This window comes from Micromonospora taraxaci (genome assembly GCF_007830095.1).
Classification (GTDB): domain Bacteria; phylum Actinomycetota; class Actinomycetes; order Mycobacteriales; family Micromonosporaceae; genus Micromonospora; species Micromonospora taraxaci.
Genome location: NZ_VIWZ01000001.1, coordinates 2,942,651 through 2,955,935, shown reverse-complemented (window position 1 = coordinate 2,955,935; position 13,285 = coordinate 2,942,651). Strand labels below are relative to the sequence as shown.

Genomic DNA, 13,285 nt, shown 5'->3' with positions numbered 1-13,285 from the left:
CGCCCGGTGGCCCGCCGGCCGGCCGCCTGGTCAGTTGCCCAGGGTGACGTGCAGGATCCTCTCGTTGCTGTTGTTGGGAGTGCTGTCCTTGTCACCGGTGTTGGTGGTGGTCAGCCACAGCCCTCCGTCGGGCGCAGGCTCGACAGTCCGCAACCGTCCGTAGGTGCCGCTGAAGTACGTCTGCACGTTCGTCAGGCTGCTGCCGCTGATCACCGCGCGGTACATGCGGGCGCCCCGGGCGCAGGCAACGTAGAGCGCGTCGCGGACGATCGTGATGCCCGAGCAGGACCCTTCCGAGGTGGGATAGGTACGGGCCGGGGCGATGAAGCCGGCGGTGCCGCACGCGCCACTGGTGCCCTCGCACGCCGGCCAGCCGTAGTTGCCGCCCTTGGTTATCAGGTTGGTCTCGTCCATGATCGAGTTGCCGAACTCCTGCTCCCAGAGCCGACCCTGCGAGTCGAACGCCAGCCCCTGTGGGTTGCGGTGGCCGTAGCTCCACACGTAGTTGCCGAACGGGTTGTCCGAGGGGACGGTGCCGTCCGGGTTGAGCCGCAGGATCTTGCCCTCCAGGGCCGACCGGTCCTGCGCGTAGTTGCCGTTCTGCGCGTCACCCGTGCTGGCGTACAGCTTGCCGTCCGGGCCGAACCGGAGGCGACCACCGTCGTGGTACTTGTTGCGCCGGATGCCGCTGACCAGCACCTGCTCACTGGCGGTGTTGAGTCGGCCGTTCTCCAACCGGATCCGCACGATCCGGTTGTCGCTGGGCGAGGTGTGCATGATGTACAACCACCGGTCGCTGGCGTAGCTGGACGAGATGGCGAGCCCGAGCAGACCGCCCTCGCCGTCGGTGCTCTGCACGTTCGGCACCGTGCCCAGGTTGGTCTTGGCCCCGGTGGTCGGGTTCAGCTGGATGATGTCGTGCGCGTCGCGGCGGTTGTAGAGGACGCTGCCGTCCGGCAACGTCACCAACCCCCACGGAATGTCGGTGTCGGTGGTGACCTGCCGCACCCCGCACACCGGGTTGCCGCATCCCGCGCCGGTGGTCACCGTCGTGGTGCCGCTGCGCGACGAGGTGTTGTCCTGCGCGTCCCGGGCCACCACGTAGTACTGGTACGCGGTGTTCGCGGCCAACCCGCTGTCGGTGAACGTGGTCACCGGCGGCGCTCCGGTGACAGTGCCGACCTTCACACCGCCGCGGTGGATGTCGTACGCCCGCACCCCGACGTTGTCCGTCGACGCGGTCCAGCGCAGCGTCACGGTGGTGCCCGACGCGGTGCCGGTGAGCTGCTGCGGCGTGGTCGGCGGCTGGGTGTCGGCCTGGCAGGGCGGCGGGGTGATCGAGACCGTGGCGCTCGCCTGTGACACGTTGCCGGCGGCGTCGCGGGCGTTGACGTACAGGCCCCAGGTCGTGCCGGCGACCACCGTGAGGGTGGTGGACAGCGTCGTTCCGCTCACCGACGTCATCAGCTGACCGTCGTGGTAGACGTCGTAGAAGGCGACTCCCACGTTGTCCGTTGACGCGTTCCAGGCGAAGGTCACCGAGTTGCAGGTCAGGCCGCTGACCCGTGGGCTGCCGGGGGCGGTCGGCGGCTGACTGTCGGCGCTGCCGAAGGACGTCGTCCACCGTTGGTTGGACTGTCCGTTGCAGGTCCAGAGACCGACAGTGGTGCTGTTGGCGGTGCCGGCGCCGCTCACGTCGAGGCACAGGCCGGACTGGACGCCGACGATGGTCCCGGTGGTGGTGGTCCGCCAGCGTTGGTTCGCGCCGCCGGTGCAGTTGTTGATCTGTAGTGCGGCCGGGGCGGTGGTGTCCTGGCCGACGACGTCGAGACACATCGTCTCGTCGTAGACCCGCAGCTCACCGGCCGAGGTGAGGGTCCACGCCTGGTTGGCCTGGCCGTTGCAGTCGTAGATGTTGATGCCGGCGCCGGCCGTCCGGACGTTGCCGACCACGTCCAGGCAGCGGCCGCTGGCCACGCCGACCACCGTCGACGGCGCGGCGGCGGAGGCCGGCACACCGGGGGCCACGGCGAGCAGTGTCGCCGCCGCCAGCACGGCTGGCAGCAGCCGCCGTCGTGGGCGACGTGCGTTGGTCCGTGCGATGACTCGCATCCGTCCTCCAGGGTCGACCACCACAAACACGTGAACATCGACCATCAAAGATGGATACGGTGCACAAGTCAAACGATGTACCTCGATCGGGGCAAACCCGCAGATCGACGCACGCTCTCCTCAATCGCCCTGCAACGACTCCCGCACGTGTCGGCGAGCGTGATGGATCCGGGACTTCAGCGTGCCGACCGGGATGCCCAGTTGACCGGCGATCTCCTGGTAGTCGAGCTGACACATGTCGCGAAGCACGAGTGCCGTCACCAGCTCCGGCCGGTGGGCCTCCAGCCGGTCCAGCGCGTCGAGGAGATCGAGACGGGATCCGGCGATGACACTCGTCGTCCGGGGGTCGACCACGTCGACGGGCAGCAACGCGCTCGGCACCTCGGCGGCGCGTCGCCGCAACGACCGGTAGGTCTGGCGGGCGCAGTTGGCAACCACCGTGTGCAACCAGGTCGTGAACAACGACCGGCCCTCGAACCGTTCGATGTGCCGGGCGACCTGCACCAACGCGTCCTGCGCCGCCTCTTCCGCGTCCTGCCGGCAGGGCAGGAAGCGTCCACACTGCTCAAGGACCCGCGGCCCGATCGCGGCCAGCAGCTCGTCGAGGGCGCCGCGGTCGCCGGCCGCCGCCCGCCGGGCCAGTTCCTCAGTGTCGAATCCGATCACCACCCGCGCTCCCCCGCTCATGGGCGTCACCGGTGTCCCGGTCGTCGGATAATACGGTCGTGTCCATCCCGCCACAGGTCGGTCGCTACCGCATCGCGCACCCGGTCGGCGCCGGCGCGTTCGCGACCGTCTGGTTGGCGTACGACGACGAGCTGCGGTCCCCGGTGGCCGTGAAGGTGCTCGCCGACAACTGGTCGCAGCGGGCCGACATCCGGGGGCGCTTCCGTCAGGAGGCCCGGTTCATGCGGCAGGTCGACTCCGACCATCTGGTCCGGGTGCTGGACGTCGGTGAGCTGCCCGACGGTCGGCCGTACCTGGTGATGACGTACGCCGCGGGCGGCAGCCTCGCCGACCGGCTGGACGGCGGGCCGATGCCGGTGCGCGAGGCACTGCGGGTCGCCGTCGACATCGCGCGGGCGGTGGCCGTCCTGCACGACAACGGTGTGCTGCACCGCGACCTCAAGCCCTCCAACGTCCTGTTCGACACCACGGCCGGCGACCGGGTGCTGGTCGCCGACCTGGGGTTGGCCAAGACCCTCGCGCACGCGTCCGGGTTCACAGTGGTGGCCGGCACTCCCGCCTACATGGCCCCCGAGCAACTCGTCCCCGGCGGTGGGATCGACGTGCGCGCCGACGTGTACGCGATCGGCGCCCTGACGCACCACATGCTCACCGGGTCGCCGCCGGGGCAACCGGCGACACCGCGCGCGTCCGCCGCCGTCGAGCGGGTCGTCCGCCGGGCGATGCATCGCGACCCGGACCGCCGCTGGCCGACCGCGGCCGCGTACGCCGCCGCGCTGGAGGGTCTTCTCGCCACGCGGCGGGTCACGGTCCGACCACCCCCGCACCGCGTCCGCCGGTCCCTCGCCGCCGTCGGCGTCGTGGCCGCCGCGCTGGTCATGGCCGGATCCGCCGTCCCCTCCACAGCACCACACGGCTGGACGCGGGTGGGCGACGCGACCGGCACCGTCTCGGTGGCCGTGCCGGACGGCTGGGCGAGGCAACTGCGCGACAAGGGTTGGAACCCGGCCGTCATCGGTCTCACCGAGGAGCGCCGTCCGGGCCTGCTCATCGGAGCGGACCTCACCGAATGGGCCGACGTCGACAGCGCGACACCCGGTGTCTTCGTCGGTGTGAGCCGTGCCCTGCCGGCCACGGAGCGGCCGACGCTGCCCGACCACAGCGGATGCACGGATGCCTCCGGGCGAGCGGTCACCGTCGGAGCACTCAGCGGGACGGTGCGGCGCTGGGCCCGCTGCGGGGGCACCGAGAAATCCTTCAGCGAGGTCACCCTGGCCGGCGCGGGAGGCTCCGTCGGCGTGTACGTCCAGGTCAAACAGACCGACGGCGCCGACCGCACCGACGAGGTCCTCGACACGCTGCGGGTGGACGATTCGCTGCTCACGCAAGGCTAGAACCGTTCCCAGTTGCCGGCGTAGTCCCTCATGCGCCACCGGCGGGTCTCGGTGCCGCCGTCGAGCTTGCGGACGGTGGCCTCCACGTGGAAATCCACGATCCGGTACGAGACGAACGTCATGACCCGGTCGCCGGACGGGCTCGGGTCGTCCCCCTTGATGACCGGCCGCGCGAAACGCTCCTTGCCGTCGTAGGCGAGCTGGACGGGCACGAGCGCCTGCCGCCGTGCCGCGCCGGGGTTGCCGAGTTCGACGAGGACGAGGGCGTCCTCGGTCGCCGGTGCGTCCGCCGGCTCTTCGCCGATGAAGTCGGCGTACGCCGGGCGCGCGCCTCCGGGCAGGATCCGGCACGGCACGTCGAAGCCGTTCGACCCGTTGCGGAACCTCACGAACTCGTCGGACTCACCACAGAAGTCCAGGCTGCGGATCACCGCGTTGGGCCAGTCGGTCCGCCTCATCTCGCTCACCGGAGTGGCCGGCCCGGAGGTGCGGGTGGCCGGAGCGCCCGGGGCTGAGGTGCGGGTGGCCGGAGCGCTCGGAGTGGAGCTGGGGGTCGCCGGAGCGCTCGACGCCGACAGGCTCGCGCTGGCGGACGGAGAGCCGGCGGGTGCCGCGTCACCGCCGACCCGTTCGACAGGTGAGGTGCACCCGGCGACGACCGTGACGGTGAGCAGCACACCGGGAAGCAGCGTGGCGCGCATGGCTGGTCCTTTCCTCTGCGGGCTCTGTCACAGGGTTGGATGCACCGGCACGGGCAGTGGTTCACGCGAATGGACACACCGCCCTCCTCCTCAGGTCGTAAACGCTTTGCCGTCCTGCGCCAGATGGTTCAGGCGGATCGCTCGAACAGGCTGGAACCAGGCACCGGGTGACGCCGCACGGACCTGATCCGGACACCCGTTCCGCCTGGGAAGGCACTGGTCGACCATGCGCTCTCGCACTGTTCCTCGATCCCGCTCACACCGACCCGCACGAATGGTCGCCCGACTCGGGGCGGTGCTGACGGCCATGGCAGTCGTCGCCGTGAGCACCGCGGGCTGCGGCGCGTCGCCCGGCGACCCGGCCCCGGCCGCCGGCGTTCCGGCCGCTCCCGCCGGCACGGGCGGGACCGACCCCGCCCTGACCGGCAGCGACGTCAACGCCTGGCTCGACGGCCTGCTGCCGGCCGCGCTCGACCGTACCGGCATCGCGGGGGCCACTGTCGCCGTCGTAAACGACGGCAAGATCGTCACAACCCGGGGGTACGGGTACGCCGACACCGGCGACGGTGGCGAGGGGGCCGTTCCTGTCGACCCGGACCGGCACCTCTTCCGGATGGGATCGGTGTCGAAGCTCGTCACCGCCACCGCCGTCCTGCAACTCGTCCAGGACGGGAAGCTCGACCTCGACGCCGACGTCGAGACGTACCTCGACTTCGATCTCCCGCGCAGCTACGAGCGGGCGGTGACCCTGCGGCACCTGCTGACCCACACCGCAGGCTTCGAGGAGCGGATCGCCGGCCTCATCGGCACCGACGGCAGTAGGACCGACCTGCGCAAGGCCCTGGTGACCGACCCACCGGAGCAGATCTACGAGCCGGGCACCGTTCCGGCCTACTCCAACTACAGCAACGCCCTCGCGGGCTACATCGTCGAACGCGTCAGCGGGACGCGCTTCGAGGAGTACGTCCAGCGCAACGTGCTGGAGCGCGCGGGCATGCCATCCTCGACCTTCGAGCAGCCCCTACCGGCGGCGCTGCGCGACCGGATGTCCAAGGGGTACGACACCTCCGCCGCACCCGCCGCGCCCTTCGAGATCGTCGGCACGCCCCCGCCCGGCGCGCTGAGCGCCCCGGCGACGGACATGGCGCGGTTCATGCTCGCCCAGCTCGGCGAGCCGGTGGGCTTCGCGCCCCTGCTGGACCAGCCGACCCGCGAGCTGATGCAGCGTCCGGCACTCGACGCGACGTCGCTGGGCACCCTGGCCGACGGACCGCGGATGACCCTCGGCTTCTTCGAGGAGGACCGCAACGGCCACCGGATCCTCGGCCACGGCGGCGACACCAAGTACTTCCACTCGCACCTGCAGATCTACCCCGACGACCGGGCCGGCATCTTCCTCTCCCTCAACAGCAACGGTTCCGGCGGCCTCGACAGCCACGAGCTTCGCGAGGCGGTCGTGCACGGCTTCGCCGACCGCTACTTCCCCACCCGCGCCGGACAGCCGAGCACGGCCGTCGACGCGGCGACCACCGCCACGCACGCCCAGCTGGCCGCCGGCACGTACGAGTCCTCGCGGGCGATGCGGAGCAACTTCCTGACGGTGATCGGCCTGGTCGGCCGGACGACGGTCAGCGTCGCCGACGGCGACCGGCTGCGGTTCGAGCCGGGTCCACTGTCGGACTCCCCCGCCCTCTACGAGGAGGTGGCGCCGTGGGTCTGGCGGGAGGTCGGCGGGCAGCGCACGATCGCCATGCGGGCCGCCGACGACCGGGTCGAGGCGATCAGTTTCGACTCCGCGTTCACGTTGCTGCCCGTCGAGCCCGCCCGCGCCTCGGCGATCGCCGTCCCGGTGCTGGCCCTGTCGACTGTCGTGCTGCTCCTCACCGTCCTGGCCTGGCCGGTCGGCGCGATTGTCCGCCGTCGGCTCGGCAGCGCACCTCGCGAGCGGGCCGGGCGTACCGCGCGGATCCTGAGCCGCGTCGCGGTCGCCGGTACGCTGCTCGCGTTCGCCGGTTGGGTGCTGAGCATCGGCAGCATCATGAGCCTGCAGGACGTACCCGGGCCCGCCCTGCGCGGCATCCAGGCGCTGCAACTCGTCGGTCTGCTCGGCGTGCTGCCCGCCGGGATCCGGCTGGCCGACGACGTCCGACGTCACGTCGGCTGGCGACGGATCGTCGGCAGCGCTCTGATCCTGGTCGCTCTCGCCGGAGCGGGCTGGTTCGCCGTGGAGTTCCGGCTGCTCGCGCCTAGCATCTCCTACTGACCGCCCGACCCGGAACGATCCGGAGCAAGGACGCGAACCGCATGAGGGACCACACCGGCACCGAGCCCGGCACACCACGACTGACGAGGTGGCTCGACGGACGGCTGACCCGGCTCGGAGTGACCGGCGTGTTCGCCCGGGACTGCCTGCTGGCGGCGGTCCTGACCGTCCTGACCTTCGTGCTGCTGGGGGCGCTGTTCTGGTTCGCGGCACCGGAGGACGGGGTGTCGTTCGACCCGACGCGGGCCTGGCTGATCATCGCCATCTGCTGTGCGCAGGCGATGCTGCTGTGCCTGCGTCGGGTCCGGCCACTGCTCTGCCTCGCGCTCGTCGTCGGCCTTCAACTGCCCATCAACGGCCTCTCCCTTCCGGAGGTGACCATCCGGGGTCTCGCGCCGTTCGTCGTGGCGTACACCGTCGGTTCCTTGCTGCCGGTGCGGCGCGCGTTGCTGGCCGTCGGCGTGGCCGTGCTGGCGGAGTCGGTCGGGGCTGCCGTCGTGGTGATCCCCGACCTGCTGACCGGCGTCGCGTACGTCTCGGCGAGCGCCCTGACCTACGCCAGCGCGACATTCGTCGGCGGTTACGTGGCCACCTACCGGCGCTACGTCGAGCTGGTCCGGCTGCGGGCCGACGAGGCGATCCGGGAGCAGCAGGCGAAGGTCCAGGCGGCCATCGGCGCGGAGCGCTCCCGGATGGCCCGGGAACTGCACGACGTGGCGGCCCACCACCTGTCCGGTGTGGTCGTGCAGGCGGCGGCGGTGGAGCGGTTGATCGACCGCGACCCGGCAGCCGCGAAGGCCGGGGTGGCCTGGATCCGCAGTCAGGGCAAGGAGACCCTGGACAACCTGCGGCTGGTCGTCGGTGTGCTGCGCGGGCGTCCGGGGCACGAGGACGGCGACGGTGCCGCCCCGGTGCCCGGGCTGGACACGCTCGACGAACTGGTCGACACCGCGGGCGGCCTCTCCGGGCCGGTCGAACTCGTCCGGGAGGGGCAGCCACGTGCGGTGTCGCCGATCGCCGACGTGGCGCTCTACCGGATCGCGCAGGAGTCGCTCAGCAACGCCCGCCAGCACGCCCCCGAGGCGCCGGTACGGGTGGCACTCCGCTTCCTGCCCCGCTCGGTGACGCTGGAGGTGGTGAACGAACCGGCCACCCCACGATCCGGACCGTCCACCCGGACCGGCGGCGTCGGCCTGGTGGGCATGCGCGAACGCGCGCAACTGATCGGGGCATCGTTCGCGGCCGGCCCGACCCCGGCCGGCGGGTGGTCGGTCACCACGACGCTGCCGACGAACGGTCCCGTCGCGTCCCACCCGAGGGAAGAGGCCACCGCATGATCAGGGTGATGCTCGTCGACGACCAGGCGATCGTCCGCGCCGGCTTCCGCGTGATCCTGGAGGATGCGGGCGACATCGAGGTCGTGGCGGAGGCGTCGAGCGGGTCCGCCGCCATCGAGCTGGCCCGCCGACTGCAACCAGACGTCATCTGCATGGACGTCCGGATGCCCCACGGCGACGGGCTCACCGCGACCCGGCAGATCCTCGCCAACGCGCCCGGCTCACCGCCCGCGGTGCTGGTGGTGACGACGTTCGACCTCGACGAGTACGTCTTCGGCGCGTTGGAGTCCGGTGCCAGCGGGTTCATCCTCAAGGACTGCGAACCGGAGGACCTCGTCGAGGCCATCCGTCGCCTCGCCAACGGGTACGGGCTCGTCGACCAGGCCGTCACCCACCGGGTCATCTCGGAGTTCGCGAAACGCACCCCCGCGCCTCCCTCGGACGCCGCGGCGGCGCACCAGCTCACCGCGCGGGAGACCGAGATCGTGGAGCTGCTCGCGCAGGGCCTGTCCAATGTCGAGATCGCCGACCGGCTCTTCATCGAGACGAGCACCGTCAAGTCGCACCTCGGGCGCGCCATGGCGAAGATCGGCGTACGGGACCGGTTGCAGACCGTGGTGTGGGCGTACCAGAACGGGGTGGTCCGACGGTGACGGCCGCGCCGCGGTGCGGCAGGCGTGGCTGCCACCGTCGGACCGGCTGACGTCAGGTGCGGGAGGTGTCCCAGTCGCCGCACGTGACCGCGTTGAACACCCCGTAGCGGGTGCAGACGCGGATGCTGATCCAGCGCTTCTCCGCCACGTCCTCGTTGCACCCGAGCCGGCCGCCGATGTTGTCACCGCAGATCCCGGTCCGACCGTAGTCGGTGTACCACTCGGCGTAGGAGGCGTAGTACCCCGGGTAGGGGTCGTAGGTGTAGTGGGTGAGGGTGATGTAGTCCCCGGAGCTCTGGAAGTTGACCGACCCGTACCCGTTGTACGAGTACGCGTCCGCACTGGCCGGCGCCGCCGTTCCCGTCACGAGCGCCACGACCATCGCGCCCGAGATGGCCAGCGTCCTGAACAACTTCATCGATCTCTCCCTGCCGTCGACTGTCCGGTGGTGCGCCCGGCTCCGACGTCAGCCTGAGCGAGCCGCCCCGCCCGGCGGAACCGTCACCGACGGTTCCGAACAGTCCCGAACAGACCTCGCGTCAGTCGTTCCACTCCTTGGCCAGCAGTTCGTAGGAGTTGACCCGGTCGGCGTGGGCGTGGGTGATGGTGGTGACCAGCAGCTCGTCGGCGGTGGTGACGTCCCGGAGCGTACGCAGCCGCTCGACGACCGTGGCGGGTGAGCCGACGAATTGGGTGTCCACCCGGTCGGCGACGAGTTCCCGATCGGCGTCGGTCCACTGCAGCGTGGCGACCTGTTCGGGGCTCGGGAACGGGATCGCGCCTTCGCCGCTGCGAATGCTGCGCACCCACGGACCGTACGGTGCCGCCAACCGGCGTGCCGTGTCGTCGGTCTCGGCGACGACCACGTCGGCGGAGACCACCACGTACGGCTCGGCGAGCGTGGTCGAGGGCTGGAACGCGGCACGGTAGGCGGCGACCGCGTCGAGGACCGACGAGGGGCTGACGTGGTAGTTGGCGGCGAAGGGGAGGCCCAGGGCGCCCGCGAGTTGGGCGCTCTCCCCGCCGCTGCTGCCCAGCAGCCACACCTGGAGGTCGGAGCCCTCCCCCGGTACGGCGTGCGCGTCCAGACCGTCGGCGTCGGTGTAGTCGCCTCGCAGCAGGGCCAGCACGTCGGCCACCTGTTCGGCGAAGGGCGGTGGTTGCGCGCCCGGTTGGTGCAGCAGGGCGCTGGCCAGCGCGAACCGTGGTGAGGCGAGCACATTGGCGTAGGAGAACGGCGGCGGGACGAGCAGCCCGTCGACGACCCGGGCCTCGACCGGCGGCGGGGTGGACGCGGCGGCCTCCCGGGCCGCCTCGACGCGCCGCTGACCGGAGCGGCCGAGCCCGAGGTCGATGCGGCCGGGGTGCAGGGCGGCCAGGGTGCCGAACTCCTCGACCACCGACAGGGCGGTGCGGTGCCCGACCTGGACGGCCCCGGAGCCGACGCGGAGCACGCTGGTGGCCGCGGCCACCTGCCCGATGAGCACCGCCGGCGCGGAGCTGGCCACCCCGGCGGCGAGGTGGTGCTCGGCCAGCCAGTAGCGGTGGTAGCCGGACTGTTCCGCCCGGCGGGCCAGGTCGACGGTGTTGCGCAGGGCGTCGCCGACGGTGCCGCCCGAGTGCACCGGCGAGAGGTCGAGGATGGACAGTGGGGTGGACGACATGGTGGTCCCCGTTTCTGGTCAGGCCGCAGAGGCGGCGGTCACCGGCGCGGCGAAGGGGCGACTGGGGATCTCTCGGCGCAGCACGGGCGCGACCTCGGCCTGGAACAGTTCCAGGCTCTCCCGGTGCTGCTTGTCGGTGAGCCCGTCGTGGTCGGCCTGGAGGTGGATGACCTCGTGGCCGAACTGCTCGTGGTAGCGCAACACCTTGTCGACGAGTTGCTGTGGGCTGCCGACCAGGATCGAACTGCGCTCGATGGCGTCCTCCAGGGAGCCGAAGACCGGCTCGACGCCGAGCCGTCGGAACGCGGCGACCCGGGCGTCGAAGATCGGCCGGTACCGCTCGATCGCCTCCTGCGAGGTGCGGGCCACGTAGAACCCGGCGCTACCCGCCCCGACGAGGGCGTCCGCCGGGTCGTGCCCGTAGTGGACCCACCGTTCCCGGTAGTGGCGGATCAGCTCGGCGTACGGCTCGATGGGGTTGGTGACGTTGGCCGAGAAGATCGGGTCGCCGTAGCGGGCGGCGAGGTCGACGGAGTCCCTGCTGGTGGCGCTGCCGTGCCAGACCCGGATCGGCTGCTGCAACGGACGCGGCCAGGTCTCGGCGTCGGTCAACGACGGCCGGTACGCCCCGGACCAGGTGACCTTCTCCTCCCGCCACAGGCGGCGGAACAACTCGTAGCCCTCCCGGTTGCGGTCCCACTGGTCCTCGGCGGTGACGTGGAACAGCTGCGCCTGCGCGGCGCCGTTGCCCTTGCCGATGATCAGTTCGAGTCGGCCGCCGGAGAGGTGGTCGAGGGTGGCGTAGTCCTCGTACGCGCGGACCGGATCGAGCAGGCTGAGCGTGGTGACGGCGGTGAACAGCCGGATGGTGGAGGTGCGGGCCGCGATGTGGCTCAGCACCACCGGCGGCGAGGAGGAGATGAACGGGCGCTCGTGCCGTTCGCCGACGCCGTACCCGTCGAAGCCGAGTTCCTCGGCCAGGACCGCTGTGTCGACCACCTCCCGGAACCGGTCGGTGGTGCTCCGGCGCTGCCCGGTGACCGGGTCGGGCAGGTGGGTGATGAGGGTGATCAGCAGGAACTTCACGCGGGAACCGTCGCTTTCGGCGGGAGGGTCAGGCGGACGGTGACGCGGCACCGACCGGGCGGGCGGGGCTGAGGCCCAGGTGGTGGCGCAGGGTGGTGCCGGCGTACTCGGTGCGGAAGACACCGCGCTCCTGCAAGAGCGGCACGACCTGGTCGACGAAGTCGTCGAGCCCGCCCGGGGTCAGGTGTGGCACCAGGATGAAGCCGTCGGCCGCGTCCGACTGCACGAAGTGGTTCATCCGTTCGGCGATCTGTCGGGGAGTGCCGATGAAGGACTGCCGACCGGTGACCTCGATGATCAGGTCGCGGATGCCGAGGCCCTTCTCCTCGGCCAACGCCCGCCACTGCCGTGCGGTGTCGACCGGGTCGGGGTACATGCCCGCCCGGCCCCGGCTGATCGCGTCGGCGGAGACGTCCGGATCCTCCACGGGCAGTGGGCCCTCCGGGTCGTACCCGGAGAGGTCCCGGTTCCAGAGCTGTTCGAGCAGCAGGATCGCGGTCTGCGGGCTGACCTGCTGCCGGCGGATGTGGTGGGCCCGTTCCTGCGCCTCGGCGTCGGTGTCCCCGAGCACGAAGGTGACCCCGGGGATGATCTTCAGGTCGTCGGGGTGACGGCCGTACCGGGCGAGCCGGGACTTCACGTCCCGGTAGAACTCCTGACCGTCCTCCAGCGTGCCGTGCCGGGAGAAGATCGCGTCCGCGCTGGAAACAGCGAACTCGCGCCCGTCGGGCGAATCACCGGCCTGGAGGATCACCGGGTGCACCTGCGGGCTGCGGGGCACCGTGAAGTGCCCGGCGATGTCGAACTGGTCGCCGTGGTGGGCGAAGGCGCCCGGGTCGGCGTCCGCGACGTACCGGCCACCGTCCCGGTCGCCCACGACGGCCTCCGCCGGCCACGACTCCCACAGCTCCCGCGCGGTACGCACGAACTCGGCGGCCCGCTCGTAGCGCAGCGAGCGGTCGAGGTATCCACCCCGGCGGAAGTTCTCCCCGGTGAACGCATCGGAGGTGGTGACGACGTTCCAGGCGGCCCGCCCACCGGAGAGGTGGTCGAGGCTGGCCAGCTGCCGGGCCAGCTCGTACGGCTCGCGGAAGGTGGTGTTCAGGGTGCCGGCCAGACCCAGGTGGGTGGTGACCGCGGCGAGGGCGGCGAGCACCGTCAACGTGTCCGGGCGGCCGACCACGTCCAGGTCGTGGATGCGGCCCCGCTGCTCACGCAGGCGCAGCCCTTCGGCGAGGAAGAAGAAGTCGAACTTGCCACGCTCGGCGGTGCGGGCCAGGTGGACGAAGGAGTCGAAGTCGATCTGGCTGCCGGAGGCCGGGTCGCTCCACACGGTGGTGTTGTTCACGCCCGGGAAGTGCGCGGCCAGGATGATCTGCTTGGGCATC

Annotated in this window: 11 protein-coding genes; 4 read left to right on the top strand and 7 right to left on the bottom strand. The window is 71.4% G+C overall.

All coding sequences use genetic code 11. The annotated features are described in order from the left end of the window. Nucleotides 1–30: 30 nt before the first annotated feature. A complete protein-coding gene (locus FHU34_RS13690; protein ID WP_145780407.1) occupies nucleotides 31–2,112 on the bottom strand; it encodes a PQQ-dependent sugar dehydrogenase in 2,082 nt (693 codons plus the stop codon). A gap of 120 nt (nucleotides 2,113–2,232) precedes the next feature. Then, on the bottom strand, nucleotides 2,233–2,799 hold the full coding sequence (locus tag FHU34_RS13685; protein ID WP_145780405.1) for an RNA polymerase sigma factor: 567 nt from the start codon (nucleotides 2,797–2,799) through the stop codon (nucleotides 2,233–2,235). 38 nt (nucleotides 2,800–2,837) lie between these two features. Here FHU34_RS13685 and FHU34_RS13680 point away from each other — a divergent pair, with 38 nt between their 5' ends. Further along, entirely contained in the window at nucleotides 2,838–4,193 is a 1,356-nt protein-coding gene (locus FHU34_RS13680; protein WP_145780403.1) for a serine/threonine-protein kinase, read from the top strand. Here FHU34_RS13680 and FHU34_RS13675 read toward each other — a convergent pair. Then, nucleotides 4,190–4,894, bottom strand: coding sequence for a hypothetical protein (locus FHU34_RS13675; RefSeq protein WP_145780401.1), 705 nt, complete (start codon nucleotides 4,892–4,894; stop codon nucleotides 4,190–4,192). The two genes, FHU34_RS13680 and FHU34_RS13675, sit on opposite strands and share 4 nt — an antisense overlap. Before the next feature lie 307 nt (nucleotides 4,895–5,201). On the opposite strand from FHU34_RS13675, the gene FHU34_RS13670 reads away from it, so the two are divergent. The 3 genes from FHU34_RS13670 to FHU34_RS13660 are packed head-to-tail and all read left to right on the top strand — an operon-like array spanning nucleotide 5,202 to nucleotide 9,147. Then, nucleotides 5,202–7,157 carry a serine hydrolase domain-containing protein gene (locus FHU34_RS13670; protein WP_208744991.1) on the top strand — a complete coding sequence of 652 codons (1,956 nt, stop codon included), beginning with the start codon at nucleotides 5,202–5,204 and terminating at the stop codon, nucleotides 7,155–7,157. A gap of 41 nt (nucleotides 7,158–7,198) precedes the next feature. Further along, complete coding sequence (locus tag FHU34_RS13665) at nucleotides 7,199–8,494, top strand: sensor histidine kinase (protein WP_145780397.1); 1,296 nt, start codon at nucleotides 7,199–7,201, stop codon at nucleotides 8,492–8,494. Next, complete coding sequence (locus FHU34_RS13660; protein WP_145780395.1) at nucleotides 8,491–9,147, top strand: response regulator; 657 nt, start codon at nucleotides 8,491–8,493, stop codon at nucleotides 9,145–9,147. Before FHU34_RS13665 ends, FHU34_RS13660 begins: the two co-directional genes overlap by 4 nt. A 52-nt stretch (nucleotides 9,148–9,199) precedes the next feature. Here FHU34_RS13660 and FHU34_RS13655 read toward each other — a convergent pair whose 3' ends face one another. From FHU34_RS13655 to FHU34_RS13640, 4 genes are all read right to left on the bottom strand, one after another. Then, on the bottom strand, nucleotides 9,200–9,565 hold the full coding sequence (locus FHU34_RS13655; protein ID WP_145780393.1) for a hypothetical protein: 366 nt from the start codon (nucleotides 9,563–9,565) through the stop codon (nucleotides 9,200–9,202). 121 nt (nucleotides 9,566–9,686) lie between these two features. Further along, nucleotides 9,687–10,811, bottom strand: coding sequence for an LLM class flavin-dependent oxidoreductase (locus FHU34_RS13650; protein ID WP_145780391.1), 1,125 nt, complete (start codon nucleotides 10,809–10,811; stop codon nucleotides 9,687–9,689). Between the two features lie 18 nt (nucleotides 10,812–10,829). Beyond that, complete coding sequence (locus tag FHU34_RS13645; RefSeq protein ID WP_145780389.1) at nucleotides 10,830–11,897, bottom strand: LLM class flavin-dependent oxidoreductase; 1,068 nt, start codon at nucleotides 11,895–11,897, stop codon at nucleotides 10,830–10,832. Between the two features lie 28 nt (nucleotides 11,898–11,925). Then, a complete protein-coding gene (locus tag FHU34_RS13640) occupies nucleotides 11,926–13,284 on the bottom strand; it encodes an NtaA/DmoA family FMN-dependent monooxygenase (RefSeq protein ID WP_145780387.1) in 1,359 nt (452 codons plus the stop codon). Nucleotide 13,285 lies beyond the last annotated feature (1 nt).